This window comes from Amycolatopsis pittospori, assembly GCF_013870525.1.
In the GTDB taxonomy this organism is placed as follows: Bacteria; Actinomycetota; Actinomycetes; order Mycobacteriales; family Pseudonocardiaceae; genus Amycolatopsis; species Amycolatopsis pittospori.
Genome location: NZ_JACBXD010000010.1, coordinates 70,889 through 95,128 on the forward strand (window position 1 = coordinate 70,889; position 24,240 = coordinate 95,128).

The following is a 24,240-nucleotide window of genomic DNA, read 5'->3' on the forward strand; positions in this document are numbered from 1 at the left end:
TAGTGTGAGTCGTTGACCGAAACGGCTACGAAGCGGGAGCAGTGGATGAAGGGCATCGTGCTGGCGGGGGGCAGCGGGACGCGCCTGCATCCCATCACCCAGGCGATATCGAAACAGCTACTGCCGGTCTACGACAAACCGATGATCTACTACCCGATCTCGGTGCTGATGTTCGCCGGGATCCGCGAGATCCTGATCATTTCCACCCCCGCCGACCTGCCGAGCTTCAAGAAGCTGCTCGGTGACGGCAGCCAGTTCGGGCTCAGCTTCAGCTACGCCGAGCAGGCCGCCCCCAACGGGCTGGCCGAGGCGTTCGTCATCGGCGCGGACTTCGTCGGCGACGACGACGTCGCGCTGGTGCTCGGCGACAACATCTTCTACGGCCAGGGCTTCTCCAGCAGGCTGCGCGCCGCCGTGGACTCGCTCGACGGCTGCGTGCTGTTCGGCTACCCGGTCAAGGATCCGCAGCGCTACGGCGTCGGCGAGATCGACGCCGACGGCAGGCTCGTCTCCATCGAAGAGAAGCCGGAAAAGCCGAAGTCGAACAAGGCGATCACCGGCCTCTACTTCTACGACAACCAGGTCCTCGAAATCGCCCGCGACCTCAAGCCCTCGCCGCGAGGAGAACTCGAGATCACGGACGTCAACCTCGCCTACCTGGAGCAGGACCGTGCGACCCTGGTCGACCTCGGCCGCGGGTTCGCCTGGCTCGACACCGGCACGCACGACTCGCTGCTCGAAGCCGGCCAGTTCGTGCAGGTTCTCGAACACCGGACGGGCGTCCGCATCGCCTGCCTCGAAGAGGTCGCGCTGCGGATGGGCTTCATCGACGCCGACCAGTGCTTCGCGCTGGGCGCGAAGCTGGCGAAGTCCGGCTACGGCGAGTACCTGATGAACGTCGCCCGGACCCAGGGCGCTACCGGCTGAACAGGTGTTCCCGCAGGGTGTCTCCGGTGTAGTCGGTCCGGAAGACGCCCAGTTCCCGCAGGTGCGGGACGACGTCGTCGACGAACGCGTCCAGCCCGCCCGGGGTCAGATGCGGCACCAGCACGAACCCGTCGGCCGCGTCGCCCTGGACGTATTCGTTGACCGATTCGGCGACCTGGCGGGCGGTCCCGACGAACTGCTGGCGTGCGGTGACCTCGATGACCAGTTCGCGGATCGAGAGCTTCTTCTCCTCCGCGATCGCCCGCCATTTCGCGGCCACGGCCAGCGGATCCTTCTCGTGCCGGACGCGGCCCCACGTGAGCGGTTCGGCGTCGGGGTCCGGATCGATCTCGGGAAGCGGGCCGTCCGCGTCGTAGTCGGACAGGTCGCGGCTCCACACCTGTTCGAGGAACTGGATCGCGGTCGCCGGGCGCACCTGCTGGTAGCGGATCTCGCGCGCGTATTCGTGCGCGTCCTCCTCGGTGTCGCCGAGGACGAACGTCGCGGCGGGCATGATCAGCAACTCACCGGGCTCGCGGCCGTACGCGGGGAGCCGTCGTTTGACGTCGGCGAAGAATTCCTTGCCGCTCTCCAACGAACCGTGACGGCTGAAGATGACGTCGGCGGTCTTCGCGGCGAATTCCCTGCCCTCGTCGGAATCCCCGGCCTGGATGACGATCGGCTGCCCCTGCGGCGTCCTCGGAACCGTGAACTCACCGCGGATGTCGAACTGTGGTCCACTGTGGACGAATCGGTCGATTCCGCGGGCGAAGACGCCGTTCTCCTTGTCCCCCACCAGCGCGCCGGGTGCCCAGCTGTCCCAGAGTTCCCGCACGGTGGCGAGGAATTCCTCGGCGCGGCGGTAGCGGTCCTCGCGGTTGAGGAAGCCGCCGCGCCGGAAGTTCTGGCCGGTCCAGGCGTCGGGTGAGGTGACGACGTTCCACGCGGCGCGGCCGCCGGAGAGGTGGTCGATGCTCGCGACCTGCCTGGCGACCTCGTACGGCTCGTTGAACGTCGAAGACAGCGTCCCGGCCAGCCCGAGCCGGGTGGTGACCGCGGACAGCGCGGCCAGGACGGTGGTCGTGTTCGGCCGCCCGACGACGTCGGAATCGAGGATCTGGCCCGCGTGTTCGCGCAGGCGGAGGCCTTCGGCGAGGAACAGGAAGTCGAACTTGCCCCGTTCCGCGGTGCGCGCGAGGTGCTCGAAGGACGAAAAGTCGATTTGACTACCTGAGCGCGGATCGCTCCACACGGTCGTGTTGTTGACGCCGGGGAAATGTGCGGCGAGTTTGACCTGCTTGGGCATCTGTCACGCCTCCGCGTACTGGTTGGCGGCGACCCCGAGACCGAGGTGGTCGCGCAGGGTGGTGCCGGTGTAGCCGGTCCGGAACGCACCCGCGGCCTGGAGCGCGGGGACGGTCTCGGTGGCGAAGAGCTCCAGGTCGTCGGGCAGGACGGCGGGCCTGATGTGGAAACCGTCGAGACCACCCGCGTCGGCGAGGCGGGGCAGTTCGGCGGCGAGGTCGGCGGGGGTGCCGGTGAAAGTGAGACCGCCAGGCTGGAAGGGCGCGTAGGCCTCTAGTGCGCGACGGCGATCGATGGCCGCTTGCTCGGTCTCGGCCAGGACGATCGACAGACCGGCCAGGAGCTTGGCGTCCGGGAAGCGCTCGCGGGCGCCGCGGACCTCGTCGACGAGAACGACGTCGGCGCCGTGCGCGTACGGCGAGTCGCCGTAGACCGCGACGACCGGATGGCCCTGCGGCGGGCGCGGCGTGATCGAAGGTCCCTTGACGCTGAAGAAGCGGCCCTCGAAGTCGACGTAGTGGAGCTTGTCGCGGTCGATGAACCGCCCCGACGGCTCGTCGCGGATGATCGCGCCGTCCTCCCAGCTGTCCCAGAGACGCGCGATGACGTCGACGACCTCGGCGTTCTCCGCTTCGGCGTCCACCTCGGACGGCAGTGTGCGCCTGCCGAAGTGCGCGACCTCGGCCTCGGTGCGGGACGGCACCGCGAGGACACCGGCGCGGCCTCGGCTCGCGAAGTCGAGCGACGCGACGGACGTCGAGACGTGGAAGGGCTCGGTGTGCGTGGTGGTGACCGTCGGGATCAGACCGATTCCGCTGGTCACCGGTGCTATCGCGGCGAACGTCAGCAGCGCGTCGAGGCGGCCGCGGACGACCTCCTCGCCGCCGGGCTGAAGCCCGAGGGTGTCATCGAGGGTGACGAAGTCGAGCGAAGCCGCTTCGGCGAGCTTCGCGTGGGCTAGGTAGTGGCCGGCGGTGAACAAGGCGGCAGGCCGGACCGCCGAAACCCGCCAGGCGGCCGGGTGCTGCCCGGCCCCGTCGAGCGCGACCCCGAGGTGCAACTGCTGTGCGGAACCCATGCCGGGGGAACTCCCCCGCCCACCCCTCGATTCCCCCTCCCACGAGCTGGGACGCCCCGCATTCAGTCCTCTGAACGCGATGCGCCCGACCTGCGTTTAGCGGGCTAATCGCGATCCGGGCGCACGTGGCACCACCTGCGTTCAGCGGGCTAATCGCGATCTGTCGCCGGGGGTCAGAAGGGGCGACGGGCCATGTCTTCGAGGCGGCGGATGCGCTCTTCCATCGGTGGGTGGGTCGAGAAGAGCTTCGAGAGGCCTTCGCCCGGCCGGAACGGGTTCGCGATCATCAGGTGCGCCTGCGACACGAGTTTCGGTTCCGGGACGAGCGGCGCCGTGCGCGTTCCTCGGTCGAGTTTCCGCAGCGCCGACGCGAGGCCGAGGGGGTCGCCGGTGAGTTCGGCGCCCGACGCGTCGGCCTGGTATTCCCGCGAGCGGCTGACCCCGAGCTTCACGATGGCGGCCGCGATCGGCCCGATCAGCACCAGCAGCAGCCCGACCAGCGGACTGTCGCCGTCCTCGCGGTTGCCGCCGCCGAAGACGCTGGTGAACATCGCGATGTTGGCGATCACGCTGATCACGCTCGCCAGCGCGCCCGCGACACACGAAATGAGGATGTCGCGGTTGTAGACGTGCGAGAGTTCGTGCCCGAGCACGGCCCGGAGTTCGCGCTCGTCGAGCAGGTCGAGGATGCCGGTGGTGCAGCACACCGCCGCGTGCCGGGGGCTGCGGCCGGTCGCGAAGGCGTTCGGTGCCTGCGTGGGGCTGATGTAGAGCCTTGGCATCGGCTGACGCGCGGTGGTCGCCAGCTCCCGCACGATCCGGTACATCGCCGGCTGCTCGGCCTCGGAGACAGGCCGGGCGCGCATGGCACGCAGCGCCAGCTTGTCGGAGTTGAAATAGGCGTACGCGTTGACGCCGAGCGCCACCACCAGGCCGATGAACAGCGCACCCCGTCCGAAGAAGCCGCTGATCCCGACGATGAGCGCGGACAGCACGCCGAGCAGGACGACGGTCTTCAGCCCGTTCTGGTGTTTGTGCACGGCGTCCTGCTCCTTTCTTTCTCCGAGTTTTGGGGCAAGAGGAGGTTACTCATCGGAAACAACGCGATCGGGGGACGCGAAGTTCCTTCGCATGGACGCTTCCCGGGTTATCGTCGAACCCCGGAACGATCTTGGGGAGGCGCCTGTGCGAGGACCCGAAGTGAGCCGCCGAGCCCTGCTCACGCTGGCCGCGGCCGGTGCTTCCGCGGTCGCGTTCGCGCCGGCGGCCAGAGCCGAGAAGGTCCTTCCGATCGAGGTCGGGGGCGCCCCGGAGGCGGTCGCGGTGAATTCCGTCACCGGTTTCGCCTACCTTTCCGACCCGTCCACCGGCAGCGTCATCGTGCTCGACTCGCGGACCGGGACCGTCGGAGCGGTGATCCCGGTCGGCGGCGAACCGGCGGATCTCGCCGTGGACACCGTGACCAACCGCGTCTTCGTCACCAACCCGCCCGCCGGGACCGTCCTCGTCCTCGACGGGACGACCAACGACGTCGTCAGCGTGCTGCCCGCCGGGCCCGGGGCGTCGAGTATCGACATCGACGAGCAGGCGAACCGGATCTACGCGGTCAGCGGCACCACGGGCATGCTCGCCGTGATCGACGGCGTCGGCTGTCGTCTGCTGAAGCTGGTCCCCGGGCCCACGCCGGGACTGTCCTCGATCGCCGTCGACGGCGGCCGCAAACTCGCGTACTGCACCAGCACCAGGACGGATTCGCTGGAGGTCTTCGACATCGGGGCGGAGAAGTTCGCCGACGGGATCAAGGTCGGCAAGTCGCCGACCGGGGTCACCGTGCATCGTGCGTCCGGGACGGTGTTCGTCGCGAATTCGGCGATCCACCATCTGTCCGTTGTGGACCCCGCCGCTCGTAAGGAGAAGGCGACGGTGCTGCTGCGTTCCGAGTCTTCGGCGGTCGCCGTGCACCAGGGCACGAACACCGTGTACGCCAACGGAGGCCCCAACGGTGTCGCCCGGATCGACGGCGTGACGAACCTGCTCACCGGCGACCTGTCACTCGGTGTGAACCCCGGCGCGGTCGCGATCGACCAGCGCTCCAAAACCGTGTACGTGACGGATCCCTTACGTGGCAGGGTTTCCTTGATCAGGGATTTCTGACTTCTCACGTGGAGTAACTCCGGGTATACCGTCGAAAGCATGAAACTCGGTTTGCAGATCCCGGACCTCACGTGGCCGAACGGTGCCAGTGCGCTGGGCGCCGACCTGGCGGCCGTCGCCAGGAAGGCCGACGAGGCCGGCTTCGACTCCCTCGCCCTGATGGACCACTTCTTCCAGATCTCGGTGGTCGGCCCGCCCGAGAACGACATGATCGAGGCGTACACCGCGCTCGGTTTCCTGGCCGCGCACACCGAACGCGCGAAACTGCTCACCGTCGTCACCGGTGTGCATTATCGCGAGCCCGGACTACTCGCGAAGGCCGTCACCACGCTGGACGTCCTTTCCGGCGGCCGCGCCATTCTCGGTATCGGCGCGGGCTGGAACGAAGAGGAGTCGCGCGGACTCGGTTTCCCGTTCCCCTCCACCGCCGAACGGTTCGAACGGCTCGAAGAGACGCTGCGATACGTCAAGCAGATGTGGAGCGACGACGACGGCCCGTTCCACGGCAAGCACTACCAGGCCGAGCGGCTGCTCAACGTGCCGCAGGCGCTTTCCCGGCCGCACCCGCCGATCATGATCGGAGGCGGCGGCGAAAAGAAGACGCTGCGCTTCGTCGCGAAATACGGCGACATGTGCAATCTCTTCGACGGCCCCGAACTCGAACACAAACTCGACGTCCTCAAACAGCACTGCGAGAACGAGGGCCGCGACTACGCCGAGATCACCAAAACCGTTTATCACACCTTCGACATCGGGCCGAAGGGTGAGAAGACCGGCGAACTCAACGACGCGCTGGGCAGGCTGGCCGAACTCGGCGTCGACGTCGCGATCGGTTCGATCCCCGGACTCCCCGATCTCGACCTGATCGAAAAAATGGGCGGAGACGTCATCCCCGCGGCGGAGAAACTGTGAAACTGGGCCTGCATCTACCGGACCTCACGTGGCCGAACGGCGCGCCAGGATTACGCACCGATCTCGCGGCCGTCGCCCGCGCGGCCGACGACGCCGGGTTCGCCTACCTCTCGGTGATGGACCATTTCTTTCAGATCTCGCGCTACGGCCCGCCGGAGCACGACATGCTGGAGGCGTACACGACACTCGGATTCCTTGCGGCGCATACGGAACGGATCAAACTGCTCACCCTGGTGTCCGGCGTGATCTACCGGCGGCCCGGGTTGCTGGCGAAGGCGATCACGACGCTCGACGTCCTTTCCGGCGGCCGCGCCATCCTCGGCATCGGCGCGGGCTGGAACGAAGAGGAGTCGCGCGGACTCGGCATCCGGTTCCCGTCGATGAAGGAACGTTTCGAGCACCTAGAGGACGCGTTGCGCTACGTCCATCGGATGTGGAGCGAGGGCGACGGACCGTTCGAGGGCACGCACGTCCGGGCCGAGCGGCTGTTGAACGTGCCGCAGGCGTTGTCGAAACCGCGTCCGCCGATCCTGATCGGCGGGAGCGGCGAGAAGAAGACCCTGCGGTTCGTCGCCGAGTACGGCGACCTGTGCAACCTGCTGCCCGGACCCGAGGTCGAGCACAAACTCGCGGTGCTCAAGCAGCACTGTGAAGACGTAGGCCGCGACTACGCCGAGATCACCAAGACGGTTTCGCACTGGCTCGACATCGGCGAGAACGGCGAGAAGACCGGTGAACTGCTCGACGATCTCGGGCGGTTCGCGGAACTCGGCGTCGACGCCGTCCTCGGCTACCTGCCCGGCACACCGCGGCTCGACCTGATCGAGAAGTTCGCCGAAGAGGTCGTCCCGGCGGCGGAAAAGCTCTGACGACACTCGCTCCCCCGCCCTCGGAACGGCATGATGGGCGGGGTGAGCGAGTACGAACCGCGCGGCGGACTGCAACCGGACGTCTCGGCGGTGGCCGCCGTACTGGCGCATCACGGCGTCGAAGGACCGGACGGCAAGACACCGAGCGAGGCGCTGGTCTTCGCCGTGTCCGGCGGGATCGGCGCCGGCTACATCCTCTGGGACTTCGCGCACGAGTCGATGTCGACGATCGTGTTCGGGTTCCGGGCGCGCTGGCAGTATCCGCAGGAGTGGTTGCAGTCCACAGTGGACAGGCTCGGGCTCGTCGTGGACATCCACACCACGGGCGGCAAGCGCGCCGCGGCGAAACGGCTCACCACCGACCTCGAAGCGGGACGGCCGGTGATCGTCCTGCCCGACCGCGAGTCGCTCGGCTACTGGCATCTGCCGCCGGAGATGTCCGGCGGTGGCGGGCATTTCGTCGTCGCGTACGGCGAAGAGGACGGCCGGGTGCTCGTCGACGACCGGAATCTCGCCCCGCTGACGGTCGAGCGGAAGACGTTCGACGCCGCACGAGCCCGGGTCGGCTCGTACAAGAACCTGCTCGCGACGATCGAGCCCGGTGAGGTCACCGACTGGCGGGCCGCCGTACGAGGCGGGCTCGCGGACTGCGCGCGGAACCTTTCGACGCCGTCGAAGTCGTTCTCGCTGCCCGCCTGGGACCGCTGGGCGAAGGCGATGACCGACGAACGCGATCCCAAGGGCTGGCCGCGGGCGTTCGGGGAACGGCGCGGGCTCGTCGGGGCGCTGCTGAACGTGTGGGAGAGCGTCACCCCGGCCGGGCCGGCCGGCGGGCATCTGCGCGGGCTGTTCGCCGACGCGCTCACCGAGGCCTCCGGGCTGCTCGACCTCCCGGCACTGGCCGAACAGGCCTCGACCTGGCGCGGGATCAGCGAACGGTGGGCGGAACTCGCCGAAGTCGCCGTCCCGGCGTCGAACGCGGAGTTCGCCTGGGTGCGAGGGCTGGTCAGCGCCGTTTCAGGCGGCGTCCGCGAGGGAGACGCGGGCCGGGACGCGGCCGCGGCGGCGGGCGAGGAGATGTGGAAGCTGCGCGCGCACTACAACGAGGAAATGCCGTTCACCGACGTCGAGGTCGGCGACCTCTTCAGCACCATGGGCACGCTGATCCGGGACATCCACACCGCCGAGACCACCGCGATCCGAGAACTCTCCGAAGCCCTGATGGAGTGAACCCGGCGCGGTGTCCGTTGCGCCGCGCGCCCGGAACCCCGTGTGATCGTTGAAGATCCACTTCGTGCACGCACATCCGCTGGGGACGACGAGTGCGCGTCCCGCCCCCGAGATCCACCTGTACCGCCACCGCCTGCGTGTCACCGACCTGGACCACCTCGGGCACGTCGGGAACGCCCGGCTCCTGGACTACTTCCAAGAGGCCCAGGTCGCGCTCCTGGACCCGCGCCGCGAACGGGTCTTCCAGGCGAAAGGGCCCGCCTTCCTGATCGCGAAGCACAACGTCAGCTACCTGCGGCGGCTGACGTTCCGCGACAACCCCGTCGAGGTCGAGACGGTGATCAGCCGGATCGGGACCTGCGACGTCGTGGTCAGCAGCAGGCTGCACGACCGGGGATTCGTCTACTCGCGGTGCCGGACCATCTGGGTCGCGTGCACCCTGCCCGAAGGCACGGCGCGGCGGCTCGACGAAGAGGAACGCGCGCGCCTGACGCGGTTCAGCGGGGCGATCGACGAGATTCCCGCCGCGCGCTGAGCAAGACCATCGGCCGAATTCTTTTTAACCGTTTATGCTCCATTTCCCCCAGTCCTGGATAACGGCTGGGCCGTTCAGCGGCTGATCATCACGCTTTTCGGCGGGTACCTTCGAAAGAGCCTCTCCCTGCAGAGATCCCCGGAGGTATTTCATGCCACGGCCGAAGTCTGTCCGCTTTCTCGCGCCCTTGGTCGGCGCACTCCTCCTCACCAGCGGGGCGGCCGTCGCCGCCCCCGCCGCGGAAGACCCGCAATTCATCCGTCTGGCCAGCAGGACCTTCGATCCGCTCAGCCAGCGGGTCGCCACGAGCCAGGACTGGAAGGGCGCGTTCCTGCTCCAGGTCAGGTCGGCGCTGACCGACGGGCAGCGCGGGCAATTGCGGTCGCTCGGCGTACGAATCGGGACCTACATTCCCGATTTCGCGTACGTGGTGCGCCTCAAGCCGGAGAACAGGGAATCGATCGCGAAATTGGATTTCGTCCGCTGGGTCGGTGAATACCGGCCGGAGGACAAGGTCGAAGGCCCGGCATTCTCGGTGAGCGGAACAGGCCGGTATCTGGTGACGCTGGCCGAACCCGACGCGCGAGACCAGCGCGCGGTCGCCGAGCGGATCCTCCGGCTCGGCGGCGGTGTCGAGGCGATCTCGCAGAGCGGGCAGCACGTCGTCGCCATCCTCGGCTCCGGCCAGGTCGGCGCCCTCGCCCAAGGTGCCGAGGTGCTCGCGATCGGCGCGGTGACAGCGCCCGAAACCGATATGGCCAACGCGCGTGAGAGCAGCGGCGCGAACTACATCGAAAGCGCCGGCGGCTACCGCGGCCAGGGCGTACGCGGCGAGGTGATGGACGGCGGCCTGCGCGCCACCCACCAGGAGTTCAAGGCGCGGCCGACGGTGCTGCACGGTTCGAACTCGACCGACACCAGCCACGGCACGTCGACGTACGGGCAGATCTTCGCGTCCGGGGTGAGCACCCCGCAGCGAGGCCTGCTGCCCGAGGCCCAGGGCATCTTCGCGACCTACAACAAGCCCGACCGCTACGCCCACACCAAGGAACTCGTCGACCCGGCGGGCAAGTACCGCGCGGTGTTCCAGAGCAACAGCTGGGGCGGCGGGCTGACGACGGCGTACAACTCGGTTTCGGCCGAGCTCGACAAGATCGTCTTCGATCACGACCTGCTGATCTGCCAGTCGCAGAGCAACGCCGGGACGCAGCAGTCGCGACCCCAGGCGTGGTCGAAGAACGTGCTTTCGGTCGGCGGCCAGTACCACTACAACACGCTGGGCCGCACCGACGACAAGTGGAACGGCGGCGCCAGCATCGGCCCGGCCGCCGACGGCCGGATCAAACCCGAGCTGTCGAACTACTACGACCGGATCGACACGACGTCGTCGTCCAGTGACACCTCGTACACGACGTCGTTCGGCGGTACGAGCGGCGCGACCCCGATCACCTGCGGAAACGCCGGCCTGCTGTTCCAGATGTGGGCCGACGGCGTCTTCGACGGCGCCCCCGGCAAGGGCCGCGACGTCTTCACGAGCCGCCCGCACGCCGCGACCGCGAAGGCACTGCTGATCAACGGGGCCGACCAGTTCGCGTTCACCGGCACCTCGCACGACATGACCCGGACGCACCAGGGCTGGGGCACCGCGAACGTGCGGTACCTGCATGAACAGGCCAAGGCCAACGGGTGGAAACTGCCGGTCCTGGTCAACGAGACCGACCTGCTGGGCACCGGACAGTCCAAGAAGTACACGGTCGCGGTGAACGGGTCCAAGCAGTTCAAGGCGACGCTGGCCTACACCGACCCGGCCGGTTCGCCGAGCGCGTCGGTCACCCGGGTCAACGACCTGACGCTGAAGGTCACCGCGCCGAACGGGACGGTGTACTACGGCAACAACGGCCTGCGTGCGGGCAACTTCTCGACCGCGGGCGGGACGCCGAACACCATCGACACCGTGGAGAACGTGATCCTCGAAAAGCCGGCCGCGGGTACTTGGACGGTGGAGGTCGTCGCGACCCAGGTGAACGCCGACGGGCACCCGGAGACCTCGGCGACCGACGCGGACTACGCGCTGGTGGTTTCTTGACGATGTCCTGACGGCGGTGCCGCTTTCCGTGAAGGCCTCCTTCCCTACTCTCAAGGTAGGGAAGGAGGCCTTCACGGATCTCCGCGGCGCGTTCAGGTGACCACACGCGGTCGTCCCTCCAGCTCACGACCCACCTGGGGTGCCGGCCGGCGTTGCGAAAGCCACTTTCGCAACGTTGAAGGTTGCGAAAGTGGCTTTCGCAACGCCCGGGGCACCGGAGACGCGCCACTCCCCGGCGGTTCGGCATTGCCCGCGCCCGGATGGGCGAGACGTCTGCGCCGATGGCCGAGACGGTTGGTTTCGGTTGTGAGACGGAAGCGTGAGAGGCCTGGAAGGCATGTAACGAGGCGACCCGAGGTGCCGACGTCTGGGATACGTGACGCGAGCCTAGGAGCCTTTAGATGACCACCTGCCGACTCTGCGGCTCGGCCCATCTCGCCAGCGTCGTCGACCTCGGAGCGACGCCGCCGTGCGAGCGATTCCTGACCGCCGAGCAGCTCGCGGAACCGGAACCGACCTACCCCCTGCACCTGCAGGTCTGCACCGAATGCTGGCTCGCCCAGATCCCGCCGCTGATCACCCCGGAAGAGACTTTCACCGAATACGCGTACTTCTCGTCGTATTCCGCCTCCTGGGTCGAACACGCCAAGACGTTCGTCGACGGCGCCGTGGGACGGCTGGGGCTCGACGAGTCCTCGTTCGTCGTCGAGGTCGCCAGCAACGACGGATATCTGCTCAAACACGTTGTGGCGCAGCAGATCCGTTGTCTGGGCGTGGAACCTTCGGTGAACGTGGGCCAAGCCGCGCGTGACGCCGGGGTGCCGACGAAGACCGCTTTCCTCAGTCCTGAGACCGGACGCGACGTCCGCGAGGAACACGGTCCCGCCGACCTCGTCGTGGCGAACAACGTTTACGCGCACATTCCGGACATCATCGGCTTCACGCACGGGCTCCGCGCCCTGGTCGCCGACGACGGCTGGGTCAGCATCGAGGTCCAGCATCTCCTGACGCTGATCCAGGAGAACCAGTACGACACGATCTATCACGAGCACTTCCAGTACTACACGGTGGAATCCGCGCGCCGGGCGCTTTCGCGCGGCGGTTTGTCCGTTGTGGACGTCGAGCTCCTCCCCACCCACGGCGGGTCCATCCGGCTGTGGGCGCGCCCGGACGCCGTCGCCGGCGAGCCGAGTCAGCGGATGATGGAGGTCCTCGACGCCGAGAAGGCCGCCGGACTGCACGAAATGTCCGGCTACACCGAATTCTCGGAGCGGGTCACCAAGGTCCGGCTCGACCTGAACAAGTTCCTCACCGACGCGGCGCTCGAAGGCAAGACCGTCGTCGGCTACGGCGCCCCGGGCAAGGGCAACACGCTGCTGAACCACTGCGGCATCCGCCCGGACGTCCTGCGGTACACCGTCGACCGCAACCCGTACAAGCACGGCCGGTACACCCCCGGCACCCGGATCCCCATCCTCCCGCCGGAACGCATCGAGGCGGACAGGCCCGACTACGTGCTCGTCCTTCCGTGGAACCTCCGGAAGGAACTCACCGCCCAATTGTCCTTTGTGGACGATTGGGGCGGCAAACTGGTCTTTCCCATCCCGCACCTGGAAATCGTCGAGGTGAAGTCGTGAAGGTAGTCCTGTTCTGCGGCGGCTACGGCATGCGGATGCGCAACGGTGACGCGTCCGACGTGCCCAAGCCGATGGCCATGGTCGGCCCCAGACCCCTGATCTGGCACGTGATGCGCTACTACGCGCATTTCGGCCACACCGAGTTCATCCTGTGCCTCGGGTACGGCGCGCACCACATCAAGGAGTTCTTCCTCAATTACCAGGAGACCACCTCCAACGATTTCGTCCTGCGCAACGGCAAGGCGGAACTGCTGTCGACGGATATCGCGGACTGGTCGATCTCCTTCGTGCAGACCGGTCTGGAATCGGCCATCGGCGAGCGGCTGCGCCGGGTGCGCCCGTATCTCGAGGGCGACGAGATGTTCCTCGCGAACTACGCCGACGTCCTCACCGACGCCCCGTTGCCGGAGATGATCGAACGCTTCTCGGCCACCGACGCCGGCGCCTCGATGATGGTCGTGCCGCCGCAGTCGTCGTTCCACTGCGTGGAGATGGGCGAGGACGGCCTGATCGGCGCGCTGACCCCGGTGAGCGAGATGCCGCTGTGGGAGAACGGCGGCTATTTCGTGCTGCGCCAGGAGGTCTTCGACCATATCCCCGAGGGCGGCGACCTGGTGGCCGACGGCTGCGGCGAGCTCGCCAAGCAGGGCAGGCTGCTCGCGTACCCGTACCGCGGTTTCTGGAAGCCGACCGACACGGTCAAGGAACGCGTCCAGCTGGACGACGCCTACGCGCACGGGAACAAGCCGTGGGCGCTGTGGGAGCACGAGCCCGCACCGGTGAGCATCGCGTGATCGGACTCGGTACCGGCGGGATCCAGCGGATCGTCGCGCTCGGCGCGCATTGTGACGACATCGCCATCGGGGCGGGCGGCACACTGCTGACGATCTGCGCGGACAACCCGCGTGTCCGGGTCGACGCGCTCGTCCTGTCCGGCGGCGGCACCGAACGGGAGGCCGAGGAGCGTGCCGCGCTCGCGGCCTTCTGCCCGGGTGCCGACGTCGAGGTCACCGTTCTCAAACTGCCCGACGGCCGGTTCCCCTCGCATTGGGAAGAGGCCAAGAACGGGCTGGAGGAGCTGCGTCGCCGCACCGACCCGGACCTCGTCCTGTCGCCGCGTACGGCGGACGCGCACCAGGATCACCGCGGCCTGGCGACGCTGGTGCCGACGGTGTTCCGCACGCATCTGCAGTTGGAGTACGAGATCGCCAAATGGGACGGCGACCTCGGCAAGCCGACGGCGTACGTCCCGCTCTCCCCCGAGCGTGCCGAGGAGAAGGTCCGCCTGCTGCAGGAGCATTACGCCTCGCAGCGGCACCGCCCTTGGTACGACCGGGAAGCCTTCCTCGGCCTCGCCCGCATTCGCGGTATCGAATGCGGGCAGCGCTACGCGGAGGCCTTCGACCTCAAGAAACTCACGCTCGATCTCTCCTCGAAAGGCTGAAAGCCATGCGTGTGCTGCTGACCGGGCACAAGGGTTATCTGGGCACGGTGATGGCCCCGGTACTGGCCGCCGCCGGCCACGAGGTGATCGGCCTCGACTCCGGTCTCTTCGAAGCCTGCGTACTGGGCCCCGTCCCCGACGACCCCAAGGGTTACGACGTCGACCTCCGTGACGTCACCGCCGAGCATGTCTCCGGGGTGGACGCGGTGATCCACCTCGCCGCGCTGTCCAACGACCCGCTCGGTTCGCTGGCGCCGCAGCTGACCTACGACATCAACCACCACGCTTCGGTCAAGCTCGCGAAGCTGGCGAAGGACGCCGGAGTCAAGCGGTACCTCTACGCCTCGACGTGTTCGGTCTACGGCGCCTCGGGTGGCGACGGCCTGGTCGACGAGGACGCGCCGCTGCGTCCGGTGACGCCGTACGCCGAGTCGAAGGTGCGGGTCGAGGACGACCTCCACGCGCTCGCCGACGACGACTTCACCCCGGTCTACATGCGCAACGCCACCGCGTTCGGCTTCTCGCCACGGCTGCGTTCGGACATCGTGCTCAACAACCTCACCGCGCACGCCCACGTCTCCGGCGAGATCCTGGTCCTTTCGGACGGGACACCGTGGCGGCCGCTGGTGCACGCGAAGGACATCGCGCGTGCCTTCACCGCCGCGTTGGACGCGCCGAAGGAAGCCGTCCACGACAAGGCGTTCAACATCGGCACCGAACGCAACAACGTGACCGTCGCCGAGATCGCCCAGCAGGTCGTCGAGGCCGCTCCCAGCGCGACGCTGCGGATCACCGGCGAGTCCGCGGGCGACCCGCGGTCCTACCGCGTCGACTTCTCCCGCTTCCGCGACGCGATCCCGGGCTTCGACTGCGACTGGTCGGTCAAGGACGGCGCGCTCGAGCTGATCTACGCCTACCGGACGCACGGTCTGACCGAGCGCGACTTCAAGCAGCGCTACACCCGGCTGGCCACGCTCAACTCGCGGACCGCCGCGGGCGAGATCGACGAAACCCTTCGGCGACGGTGATGACGCACCAACCCCTGGACACCGGCGCCGACCTGCGAAAGCTGGTCGAGCGCCTGTATCCGCTCTGCCGCAGCATCACCGGCGACGGCGTCCGCGCCACGCTGGAGATCCTCGGCGAGCACATCCCGCTCGACGTCCACGAGGTGCCGACCGGGACCCAGGTGCTGGACTGGACCGTGCCGCAGGAGTGGAACATCCGTGACGCGTACGTGAAGGACGCGTCCGGGCGACGGGTGATCGACTTCCAGGAGTCGAACCTGCACGTGGTCGGCTACAGCGTCCCGGTGTCGGAAAAGATGTCGCTGGAGGAGCTGCGCGGACATCTCCACACGCTGCCGGACAGGCCCGCCTGGGTGCCGTACCGGACCAGCTACTACTCGCCGACGTGGGGTTTCTGCCTGGCGCAGGACACCCTCGACGCCTTGCCGGACGGCGAGTACGAGGTGCGCATCGATTCCACTCTGGACGACGGGCACCTCACCTACGCGGAGCACGTGGTGCCGGGCGAGGTCACCGACGAGGTGCTCGTCTCCTGCCACATCTGCCATCCTTCGCTGGCGAACGACAACCTCGCCGGGGTCGCGGTGGCCGCCGCGCTCGCGCAACGCCTGGCCGTCGAAAAGCCGCACTACACCTACCGGTTCCTGTTCATGCCGGGCACGATCGGCGCGATCACCTGGCTCGCGCGCAACCCCGAACGGGCCGGCAAGATCAAGGCCGGGGTCGTACTGGCGTGCGCGGGCGATCCGGGGTCCTTGACGTACAAGCGAAGCCGTCGCGGTGACGCCGAGATCGACAAGGTGCTCGAGTTCGTCCTGACCGAAAAGCCGCATACGCTCCTCGACTTCTCGCCCTACGGCTACGACGAGCGGCAGTTCTGCTCGCCGGGGTACAACCTCGGCGTCGGCTCGCTGACCAGGACGCCGTACGCCGGCTATCCGCAGTACCACACCTCGGCCGACGATCTGGATTTCGTGTCCACCGAGGCGATGGAGGACACCCTGGCGACCTTGCGCGAGGCGTTCTCCGTCCTCGACCGGAACCGGAGCTACGTCAACCAAAGCCCGTACGGCGAGCCGCAACTCGGCAAGCGCGGGCTGTACGACTCGCTGGGTGGGCGCAGCGACGCCAAGGAAGCCCAGATGGCGATGCTCTGGGTGCTCAACCTTTCCGACGGGGAACACAGCCTCCTCGATGTCACCAAGCGATCCGGGCTCCCCTTCGACTCCGTCGTCGCCGCCGCTCACGCGCTGCAGGGCGCCGGACTTTTGAAGGAGTGAAGCGGGTGGCAGTCGGCAAACATCGGGCGACACTGGCCTCCGGGGCGGTGCGCGCCATGGCGGGCAGGCTCAGCTGGGGCCTCGGCGACCAGGCCGTTTCCAGTTTGACCAACTTCGCGGTCGGCCTGATCGTCGCGCGTTCGCTCGGCACGTTCGCCTTCGGCATGTTCAGCCTCGCCTGGGTGACCTACGGCGTCGTGCTCAACATCTCGCGCGGTATGGCCACCGACCCGCTGATGGTGCGGTTCTCCGCGGTACCGGAGGAAACCTGGCGCCGGGCGGTGTCCAGCGCGGCCGGGACCGCGGTCGGCGTCGGCCTGGTGACCGGCTTGGTGAGCGCGCTTGTCGGCGTCGTGGCGGTCAAACCGCTGGGCGAGGTGTTCATCGCGCTCGGCATCGTGCTCCCCGGCCTGCTGCTGCAGGACGCGTGGCGGTTCGCGCTGTTCGCCAAGGGCGACGGCAAGAAGGCGTTCGTCAACGACTGTGTCTGGGGTGTCGCGCTGATCCCGGCGCTGGTCATCGCCGCGCAGATCGGCACCGTGGTCGCGTTCATCCTGGCCTGGGGCATCGCCGGCGCGGTCGCGGCGGTCTACGGCCTGTTCCAGACCGGCATCGTGCCGCGGATCTCGGAGATGACGGGCTGGCTGAAGCAGCAGCGCGACCTCAGCGTGCGGTACCTGATCGAGAACGTCAGCAACGCCGGTTCGTCCCAGCTGCGCGCGTACGGCCTCGGCGCGATCGCCGGGATCAGCGCGGTCGGCGCGGTCCGCGGCGCGGAACAGCTGCTCGGGCCGTTCCTCGCGCTGCTGATGGGGCTGTCGCTGACGACCGTGGCCGAGGGCGCCCGCGTCCTGCACCGCGCCCCGCACCGGCTCAAGCATTTCTGCGTGCTGCTCGGCGGCGGCCAGGCGGGTGCCGCGCTGCTGTGGGGACTCGGACTGCTGATCCTCGTCCCGCACGACGTCGGCCGCTGGATCATGGGCACGGTCTGGGATTCGGCGGAGCCGCTGATCCTGCCGGTCACCCTGTCGGTCACCGCGGCGGGCTTCACCGCGGGCGCGGCCGCCGGGCTGCGTGCCCTCGGCAACGCGAAACGCAGTCTGCGGGCGCAACTCGTCGCCTCCGCGGGCTACGTGATCTTCGGGATCATCGGCGCCTACATCGACGGCGCCGAAGGTGCCGCGTGGGGCTCGATGCTCTCGGTCTGGCTGGGCGCCGCACTGTGGTGGTACCAGCTCCGTGTCGCGTATCGCGAGTACCGGCCGCCCGTGCCGGAGCCGGCCGCGATGCGCACGAACGACGAAGAGGTGGGAACGGCATGACACAGGTTCCACGGCTCAGCATCGGGCTGCCCGTCTACAACGGCGAGGAGTACCTGGCCGAATCGCTCGACGCCCTCCTCGGCCAGAGCTACGAGGACTTCGAGCTCATCATTTCGGACAACGCCTCGGCGGACCGGACCGAAGAGATCTGCCGCGACTACGTGAACCGGGACTCCCGGATCCGGTATCTGCGGCTGCCGAAGAACGTCGGCGCGTCCCCGAACCACAACCGGGTCCTCGACGAGGCGAAGGGCGAGCTGTTCAAATGGGCGTCGCATGACGACCTCTACGGCCGTGACCTGCTGAAACTGTGTGTCGAGGCGCTCGACGAGCGGCCGGGGATGATCGTCGCGCACACCTGGCAGGCCATCATCGACGACCACGGCGCGGTGACCCACAAGCTGGACTACCCGCTGGCCACGGACTCCCCGCACGCGCCCACCCGGTTCCGCAGCCTGCTGTTCGAAACCGGCGGCGACGACTTCTACGGCGTCATGCGCACCGACGTCCTCCGCCGGGTCAAGCAGCTCGACAGCTATCACCACGCCGACCGCACGTACGTCGCCGAACTGAGCCTCCACGGCCCGTTCCACCAGGTCCCCGAGGTGCAGTACTTCCGCCGCGACCACCCCGGCCGCGCGGAACGGGCGAACCCCAGCATCCGCAAGCGCTGTTCGAACCTCGACCCGAAGCGCGCCGATCCGATCCGGAACCCGATGCCGCGGCTGATCGGCGAGTACATCGGCGGGTTCGTCGGCGGTATCCGCCGGGCGCCGCTCTCCTCGGCGGACCGGCGGGAGTGCTACCGGCACCTGGCGTCCTGGCTGGCCGACCGCTCCCACGGCCGGAACGAGGACCGCGCCGAAGACGGCGTCCCCGAACTCGAAGAAGACAGGATGAACATCGACGCCGTGGTCCCTGGACGGCAGAGGAGGACGTCGTGACCTCTCGCCCTGGAGCGAGAAAACGAAGACACCCCCAAGTCGGTTTCTTCGGCCTTCTGGGCGCGGGGAACATCGGCAACGACGGCTCACTCGAAGTCGTACTCGCCTACGTGCGGGAGCATCACCCGGACGCGGAGCTGAGATGCCTCTGCTCCGGCCCGGAGCAAGTCGAGGCCCGCTACGGCGTCCCGGCGGAATCCCTCCTCTGGTACTACTCGCGCAACCGCGACGCGACCGGGATCCGCGCGGCCCTCCTGAAAGCCGTCGGCAAGGTCGCCGACACCCTCAAGATCCTTTCCTGGACCCGGCGGTGCGACGTCGTGATCGTCCCCGGCGCCGGCGTCCTCGAAACCACCCTTCCCTTGCGCCCCTGGGGTTTCCCGTACGCGATGGCCCTGCTCGGGGTGGCGGGCAGACTGGGCGGCACCAAGGTCGCGCTCCTGAACGTCGGCTCGAACGTCATCCGCCAGCGGACCACCCGGCGGCTCTACCGGATCGCCGCCCGCTCCGCGCACTACCGGTCGTTCCGCGATCAGCTGTCGAAGGACGCGTGGGCGGAAATGGGCCTCGACACCTCGAAGGACGACCTCTACCCCGACCTGGCCTTCGCACTGCCGATCCCCGCCGGGCGGCCGTCGAACGTCGTCGGGGTCGGCGTCATGGAATACCACGGCGGCAACGACGACCGGCGGAACGCCGAGGAGATCCGTTCGTCCTATGTGGACGCGATGAAACGGTTCGTCCGCTGGTTGGTCGACGAAGGCCGCGAAGTCCGGCTTCTCACCGGCGACGAGATCGACGACCCGGTCGTCGAGGAGATCTTCGCCGATCTGCGCTCGTACCGGCCGGGCCTGGACCCGAACCGGGTGACCGCCGCGAAACTGCCGACCCTGGGCGACCTCATCACGGAAATCGCGTCGCTAGGCGCCGTCGTCGGGACTCGCTATCACAACGTCCTGTGCTCGCTGAAGCTCGCGAAGCCGACGATCTCGATCAGCTATTCGCAGAAGATGGACAGCATCATGGCGGACATGGGGCTCGCCGAGTACTGCCAGTCCGCCCGCGCCGTCGACGTCGATCTGCTCATCCGGCAGCTCACCGAACTCGAGGCGAAACCCGAGGAGTTCTGGCAGAGCCTGCGCGATCGCAGCGCGGCGAAACGGAAGCTGCTGGAAAAGCAGAACGAAGTCCTCGACGAGAAGCTGTTCAACCTGCCGCAGAAGGAGAACCGATGAAGGCCGAACCGGTCCTCGAAATCGACGGCGCCTACCTCTTCACGCCGACGCCGTTCGCCGACGAACGCGGGTTCTTCAGCCGCACCTTCGACAGCGAAGTCGTCGCCTCGGTGGGTATCGACCCCAGCGGGTTCGCGCAGGACAGCATCTCCCGGTCCCGCAAGGGCGTCCTGCGCGGTATGCACCTGCGCGGCGGGAACGGCGAGTCCAAACTGGTCCGCTGCTCGTCCGGGGCGATCTTCGACGTCATCGTGGACCTCCGCCCGGATTCACCGACCTTCCGGAACGTGAAGTCGTTCGAACTCTCCGGGGAAACCCAGATCTCGCTGTACATCCCGGCGGGCTGCGCGCACGGCTTCCAGGCGCTGACCGATCCCGCCGACATCTCCTACCGCATCGACCGGCCGCACGATCCGGCCGAGGACATCGCGATCTCCTACGCCGATCCCGAACTGGCCATCGACTGGCCGCTCCCGATCAGCGCGGTGTCCGAACGCGACGCCCACGCTCCTCCTCTAGCCGCCGCACTGACGACCACGAGGTGATCCCGATGAGCCGCCCCTTGCCGCTTTCCGACCAGGCGAACGAAAGACTGCACCGGGCCATCCCCGGCGGTGCGCACACCTACGCCAAAGGCCAGGACCAGTACCCCGACGACCTCTCACCGGTCATGGCCCGCGGCCTCGCCGGCCACGTGTGGGACGTCGACGGCAACGAGTACATCGAATACGGCTCGGGGCTTCGCGCGGTCAGCCTCGGACACGCGCATCCGCGGGTCCTGGAGGCCGTCCGCACCGAGATCGCCAAGGGCGCCAACTTCGTCCGGCCGTCCATCATCGAAGCCGAAGCGGCGGAACGGTTCCTCGCCGCGGTGCCCACAGCGGACATGGTGAAGTTCGCGAAGAACGGCTCCGACGCGACCACCGCCGCCGTCCGCCTGGCCCGGGCCGCGACCGGACGCCCGCTCGTCGCGATCTGCGGGGACCACGCGTTCTTCTCCACCGACGACTGGTTCATCGGCACCACCCCGATGCCCGCCGGGATCCCGGACGAGACCACCGAACTGACGATTTCCTTCCCGTACGGCGATCTCGCCGCCACCGAAGAGATCCTGCGGAACCACGAGGTCGCCTGCCTGATCCTGGAAGCGGCGACCCAGCAGGAGCCGCCCGAGGGCTACCTGGCCGGGCTGCGGGCACTGTGCGACCGGTACGGCTGCCTGCTGGTGTTCGACGAGATGATCACCGGATTCCGGTGGTCGGAGTCCGGGGCTCAGGGCCTCTACGGCGTCACGCCGGATCTCTCGACGTTCGGCAAGGCTCTCGGCAACGGCTTCGCGGTCTCGGCGCTGGCCGGCAAGCGGGAGTACATGGAACTCGGCGGCCTGCGCGACGAGCGGGAGCGGGTCTTCCTGCTCTCGACCACGCACGGCGCCGAGACGCATTGCCTCGCCGCGTCCATCGCCGTCTTCGACACCTACGTCGAGGAAGGAATCACCGAACGGCTGCACGCGCTGGGCGACCGGCTCGCCGCCGGAGTCCGCGAGGTCGCCGCGGGGGCGGGCGTCGGGGACCGCGTCCTCGTGCGCGGCAAAGCGAGCAACCTCGTCTTCGCCACCCTGGACGAGAAGTTCGAGCCGTCCCAGCCGTATCGGACGCTGTTCATGCGGGAACTGATCGGTGGCGGGGTGATCGGACCGTCCTTCGTAGTCAGTGCCGGACTCACCGAAGCCGACATCGACAAGACGATCGACGTCGTCTCGCGGGCCTGCACGACCTACCGGAAGGCGCTCGATCTCCAGGATCCATCGCCGTGGACGGGCGGCCGTCCGGTGAAGCCGGTTTTCAGGAGGTACGCATGAGTAGCACACGTTCGTGTCCATCCCATGCGCTGCGCGGTGACTTACCTTGAGTCGTATGACTTGGGCAAGAACGACAGCGCTCACGCTGTCGGTGATTTTGACGGCCGGCTCCTTCACCGCCATCGCAACGGCGGCCGAGGCGCCGGCCGTCTGCGCGTCCGGGCCGGCGCACTTCACGAAGCCGGACAACGCCGTCGTCGTCGATCCCGGCGAGCACCTTTCGGTCAAGACCTCGGAAAACCCGCCGGGGACGACGTTCTGGCTCAGCTCCGGGACGCATACGCTCGCCGACGACCCCTACAGCCAGGTGATCCCGAAGGACGGCAACGCCTACGTCGGCGCACCCGGCGCCGTGCTGGACGGCCGGGACGTCAACCGGGCGGCGTTCACGCAGCTGGCCAAGGACGTCGTGATCCGCGGGCTGACGATCCGCGGCTTCGCCGCACCGCAGGATCAAGGTGTGGTGAACCACGATTCCGGCGAACACTGGGTGATCGAGGGCAACGTCATCGAGGAGAACCGGGGCGCGGCGATGATGGCCGGGCCGCGGCAGGAGGTGCTCGGGAACTGCCTGCGCAACAACGGGCAGTACGGGATCAACGCCTACCGCTCCGGCAACGGCATCACCGGGCTCGTCATCGAGGGCAACGAGATCGCCGGCAACAACACCGAGGACTGGGAGAAGAAGCAGCCCGGCTGCGGCTGCAGTGGCGGGGTGAAGTTCTGGGCCGTCGACGGCGCGGACATCCGGGGCAACTGGGTGCACCACAACCACGGCGCCGGACTCTGGGCGGACACGAACAACAACGACTTCGTCATCGAGGACAACCTGATCGAGGACAACGAGGCCGAAGCGCTGTTCTACGAGATCAGCTACAACCTCATCGTCCGCAGCAACATCTTCCGCCGCAACACCCTGAAGATGGGCAGCGAATTCGCCGCACGGGGCAACAACTTCCCGGTCGCGGCGGTGTACCTGAGCGAGTCCGGCGGCGAGCCGCGGCTCCTGGCACGGACCGACATGATCGAGATCTACGAGAACGTGTTCGAGGACAACTGGGGCGGCCTGACGCTGTGGGAGAACGCGGACCGGTTCTGCAACAGCCCCGCGAACACCTCGACCGGAACCTGCACGCGGGTCGTGCGCTCGCCTTCGGACTGCTCCGAGGGCGCGATCACCCAGCAGCCCGCCTACGACGATTGCCGGTGGAAGACGCAGCGGGTCAACATTCACGACAACACCTTCCGGAGCGCTCCGGATTGTTCGGGGCTCTGCGGGCGGATGGCGGTGCTGTCGAACTTCGGCACCTATCCGGCCTGGTCGCCGTACCGGGGTTCCGTCGTGTCCGACTCGGTGACGTTCGGGCAGGACAACGAGTGGTTCTCGAATACCTACCTCGGACATTGGTCGTTCGTGGCGCATGACGCTTCGCGGTCGCTGGACGTGGCGGCCTGGCAGGCGGCTCCCTACAAGCAGGACCCTTGCAGCAGCTTCAACGGGGTCGGCGGCTGCTGACCGCGTCGCGCGGTGGTCGTGAGTGGCAAGTGTCGTTAGAACGACCCAAATCACTCACGACCGCCGCCCGCTCAGTCCTTCTGCAGGAAGAAGTACGCGTACCGTTCGTCCAGCTCGTTCTTCGGCACCAGCTGGATCGCCTTCGGTGTGAAGCCGCACCGCTCGGCCAGCTGCCAGAAGGCGTCGACGCGGTAGGTGGTCATCGCGGCGAGGCCCGAACGGTAGGAGCGGCGCCGGGACCGGGTCCGCCAGGTGCCGGGGTCGTACTTGACCTGGATCAGCGCGAGCCCGCCGGGGACGAGCAGCTCCCGTGCGATGCGGAGCAGGCGCTCGCCGTACTCGGGCGTCGGGATGAGCTCGAAAACGTAGAAGCTCACGTAGACGTCGCAGGGTTCCTTCACGGCCGAAAGCGCCGCCTCGGGATTCGCGACGTCGATCTCGACGGCCTGGAAGTCCGTCTGGCAGACGTTCGCGACCTGTTTCCCGCATTCGGCCAGGGTTTCGGCGGAGATGTCGACGCCGATGAATTCCTGGGCGCGCGGGGCGAAGTGGATGGCGTTCGCGCCGCCGCCGCAGCCCCATTCGATGACGCGGTTCCACGGGCGGTCGAAGCCGGCCAGCCGGGCGCCGCCCTCGAACATGTCGAGGTGCTGTTTCCCGATTTGCGACCAGAGGTCGTTACCGTCGAACGTTCCGGCGTCCCGCCAATGCGAATTGTCCTTCCATCTCTTTTCGCCGGGCTCGTTCCAGTATCCCTGTGAGTCGGCCGAGATGGCGGATTCGGACTGTTTGGCGCCGACCGTCGCCAGCGCGCGCTGGCCGAGGTCTTCCGCCCGGGCGGCGACTTTCTTGGCAAGATCGATGAGGGGCATGGGAG

General features: G+C 67.9%; 22 protein-coding genes. 18 read left to right on the plus strand and 4 right to left on the minus strand.

Going from position 1 to position 24,240, the window contains the following annotated elements; all coding sequences use genetic code 11:
* Positions 1-45: 45 nt before the first annotated feature.
* Complete coding sequence (rfbA, locus tag H5J31_RS08085) at positions 46-927, plus strand: glucose-1-phosphate thymidylyltransferase RfbA (RefSeq protein WP_181771901.1); 882 nt, start codon at positions 46-48, stop codon at positions 925-927.
* On the opposite strand, the gene H5J31_RS08090 is transcribed toward rfbA, so the two are convergent.
* The 3 genes from H5J31_RS08090 to htpX all read right to left on the minus strand — a co-directional run bounded on the left by H5J31_RS08090 (position 917) and on the right by htpX (position 4,350).
* Complete coding sequence (locus tag H5J31_RS08090) at positions 917-2,233, minus strand: NtaA/DmoA family FMN-dependent monooxygenase (protein ID WP_181771838.1); 1,317 nt, start codon at positions 2,231-2,233, stop codon at positions 917-919. The genes rfbA and H5J31_RS08090 overlap by 11 nt on opposite strands.
* Before the next feature lie 3 nt (positions 2,234-2,236).
* The gene (locus H5J31_RS08095) at positions 2,237-3,310 is read right to left on the minus strand and encodes an LLM class flavin-dependent oxidoreductase (protein ID WP_181771839.1); all 1,074 of its coding nucleotides are present in this window, start codon (positions 3,308-3,310) and stop codon (positions 2,237-2,239) included.
* Positions 3,311-3,483: 173 nt separating this feature from the next.
* A complete protein-coding gene (gene htpX, locus H5J31_RS08100; protein WP_181771840.1) occupies positions 3,484-4,350 on the minus strand; it encodes a zinc metalloprotease HtpX in 867 nt (288 codons plus the stop codon).
* Between the two features lie 145 nt (positions 4,351-4,495).
* On the opposite strand from htpX, the gene H5J31_RS08105 reads away from it, so the two are divergent.
* From H5J31_RS08105 to H5J31_RS08185, 17 genes are all read left to right on the plus strand, one after another.
* A complete protein-coding gene (locus H5J31_RS08105; RefSeq protein WP_181771841.1) occupies positions 4,496-5,464 on the plus strand; it encodes a YncE family protein in 969 nt (322 codons plus the stop codon).
* Between the two features lie 39 nt (positions 5,465-5,503).
* Positions 5,504-6,376 carry an LLM class F420-dependent oxidoreductase gene (locus tag H5J31_RS08110; RefSeq protein WP_181771842.1) on the plus strand — a complete coding sequence of 291 codons (873 nt, stop codon included), beginning with the start codon at positions 5,504-5,506 and terminating at the stop codon, positions 6,374-6,376.
* Complete coding sequence (locus H5J31_RS08115; RefSeq protein WP_181771843.1) at positions 6,373-7,245, plus strand: LLM class F420-dependent oxidoreductase; 873 nt, start codon at positions 6,373-6,375, stop codon at positions 7,243-7,245. The genes H5J31_RS08110 and H5J31_RS08115 overlap by 4 nt, the downstream gene beginning before the upstream one ends.
* 33 nt (positions 7,246-7,278) lie before the next feature.
* Positions 7,279-8,475 (plus strand): BtrH N-terminal domain-containing protein, encoded by a 1,197-nt coding sequence (locus H5J31_RS08120; RefSeq protein ID WP_207897680.1) that lies wholly within the window; start codon positions 7,279-7,281, stop codon positions 8,473-8,475.
* A 49-nt stretch (positions 8,476-8,524) separates the two neighbouring features.
* Positions 8,525-9,010 carry an acyl-CoA thioesterase gene (locus tag H5J31_RS08125; protein ID WP_181771845.1) on the plus strand — a complete coding sequence of 162 codons (486 nt, stop codon included), beginning with the start codon at positions 8,525-8,527 and terminating at the stop codon, positions 9,008-9,010.
* A 151-nt stretch (positions 9,011-9,161) separates the two neighbouring features.
* Positions 9,162-11,096, plus strand: coding sequence for a S8 family serine peptidase (locus H5J31_RS08130; RefSeq protein ID WP_181771846.1), 1,935 nt, complete (start codon positions 9,162-9,164; stop codon positions 11,094-11,096).
* A gap of 401 nt (positions 11,097-11,497) precedes the next feature.
* Positions 11,498-12,733: a class I SAM-dependent methyltransferase gene (locus H5J31_RS08135; protein ID WP_181771847.1), complete on the plus strand. Its 1,236-nt coding sequence runs from the start codon at positions 11,498-11,500 to the stop codon at positions 12,731-12,733.
* Positions 12,730-13,527 (plus strand): glycosyltransferase family protein, encoded by a 798-nt coding sequence (locus H5J31_RS08140; RefSeq protein WP_181771848.1) that lies wholly within the window; start codon positions 12,730-12,732, stop codon positions 13,525-13,527. Before H5J31_RS08135 ends, H5J31_RS08140 begins: the two co-directional genes overlap by 4 nt.
* Positions 13,524-14,177 carry a PIG-L deacetylase family protein gene (locus H5J31_RS08145; RefSeq protein WP_181771849.1) on the plus strand — a complete coding sequence of 218 codons (654 nt, stop codon included), beginning with the start codon at positions 13,524-13,526 and terminating at the stop codon, positions 14,175-14,177. The genes H5J31_RS08140 and H5J31_RS08145 overlap by 4 nt, the downstream gene beginning before the upstream one ends.
* 5 nt (positions 14,178-14,182) lie before the next feature.
* Positions 14,183-15,205 carry an NAD-dependent epimerase/dehydratase family protein gene (locus H5J31_RS08150; protein ID WP_181771850.1) on the plus strand — a complete coding sequence of 341 codons (1,023 nt, stop codon included), beginning with the start codon at positions 14,183-14,185 and terminating at the stop codon, positions 15,203-15,205.
* Positions 15,205-16,485 (plus strand): DUF4910 domain-containing protein, encoded by a 1,281-nt coding sequence (locus H5J31_RS08155; protein WP_181771851.1) that lies wholly within the window; start codon positions 15,205-15,207, stop codon positions 16,483-16,485. Before H5J31_RS08150 ends, H5J31_RS08155 begins: the two co-directional genes overlap by 1 nt.
* 56 nt (positions 16,486-16,541) lie before the next feature.
* Positions 16,542-17,807, plus strand: coding sequence for an MATE family efflux transporter (locus tag H5J31_RS08160; RefSeq protein WP_181771902.1), 1,266 nt, complete (start codon positions 16,542-16,544; stop codon positions 17,805-17,807).
* Positions 17,804-18,751, plus strand: coding sequence for a glycosyltransferase family 2 protein (locus H5J31_RS08165; RefSeq protein ID WP_181771852.1), 948 nt, complete (start codon positions 17,804-17,806; stop codon positions 18,749-18,751). The genes H5J31_RS08160 and H5J31_RS08165 overlap by 4 nt, the downstream gene beginning before the upstream one ends.
* Positions 18,748-19,986, plus strand: a complete 1,239-nt coding sequence (locus H5J31_RS08170) for a polysaccharide pyruvyl transferase family protein (RefSeq protein ID WP_181771853.1) — start codon at positions 18,748-18,750, stop codon at positions 19,984-19,986. The genes H5J31_RS08165 and H5J31_RS08170 overlap by 4 nt, the downstream gene beginning before the upstream one ends.
* Entirely contained in the window at positions 19,983-20,531 is a 549-nt protein-coding gene (locus H5J31_RS08175; protein ID WP_181771854.1) for a dTDP-4-dehydrorhamnose 3,5-epimerase family protein, read from the plus strand. The genes H5J31_RS08170 and H5J31_RS08175 overlap by 4 nt, the downstream gene beginning before the upstream one ends.
* A gap of 5 nt (positions 20,532-20,536) precedes the next feature.
* Complete coding sequence (locus H5J31_RS08180; RefSeq protein ID WP_181771855.1) at positions 20,537-21,847, plus strand: glutamate-1-semialdehyde 2,1-aminomutase; 1,311 nt, start codon at positions 20,537-20,539, stop codon at positions 21,845-21,847.
* A gap of 55 nt (positions 21,848-21,902) precedes the next feature.
* Positions 21,903-23,363 carry a right-handed parallel beta-helix repeat-containing protein gene (locus tag H5J31_RS08185; RefSeq protein ID WP_181771856.1) on the plus strand — a complete coding sequence of 487 codons (1,461 nt, stop codon included), beginning with the start codon at positions 21,903-21,905 and terminating at the stop codon, positions 23,361-23,363.
* A gap of 71 nt (positions 23,364-23,434) precedes the next feature.
* On the opposite strand, the gene H5J31_RS08190 is transcribed toward H5J31_RS08185, so the two are convergent.
* The gene (locus tag H5J31_RS08190) at positions 23,435-24,235 is read right to left on the minus strand and encodes a class I SAM-dependent methyltransferase (RefSeq protein WP_181771857.1); all 801 of its coding nucleotides are present in this window, start codon (positions 24,233-24,235) and stop codon (positions 23,435-23,437) included.
* Between the last annotated feature and the right edge of the window lie 5 nt (positions 24,236-24,240).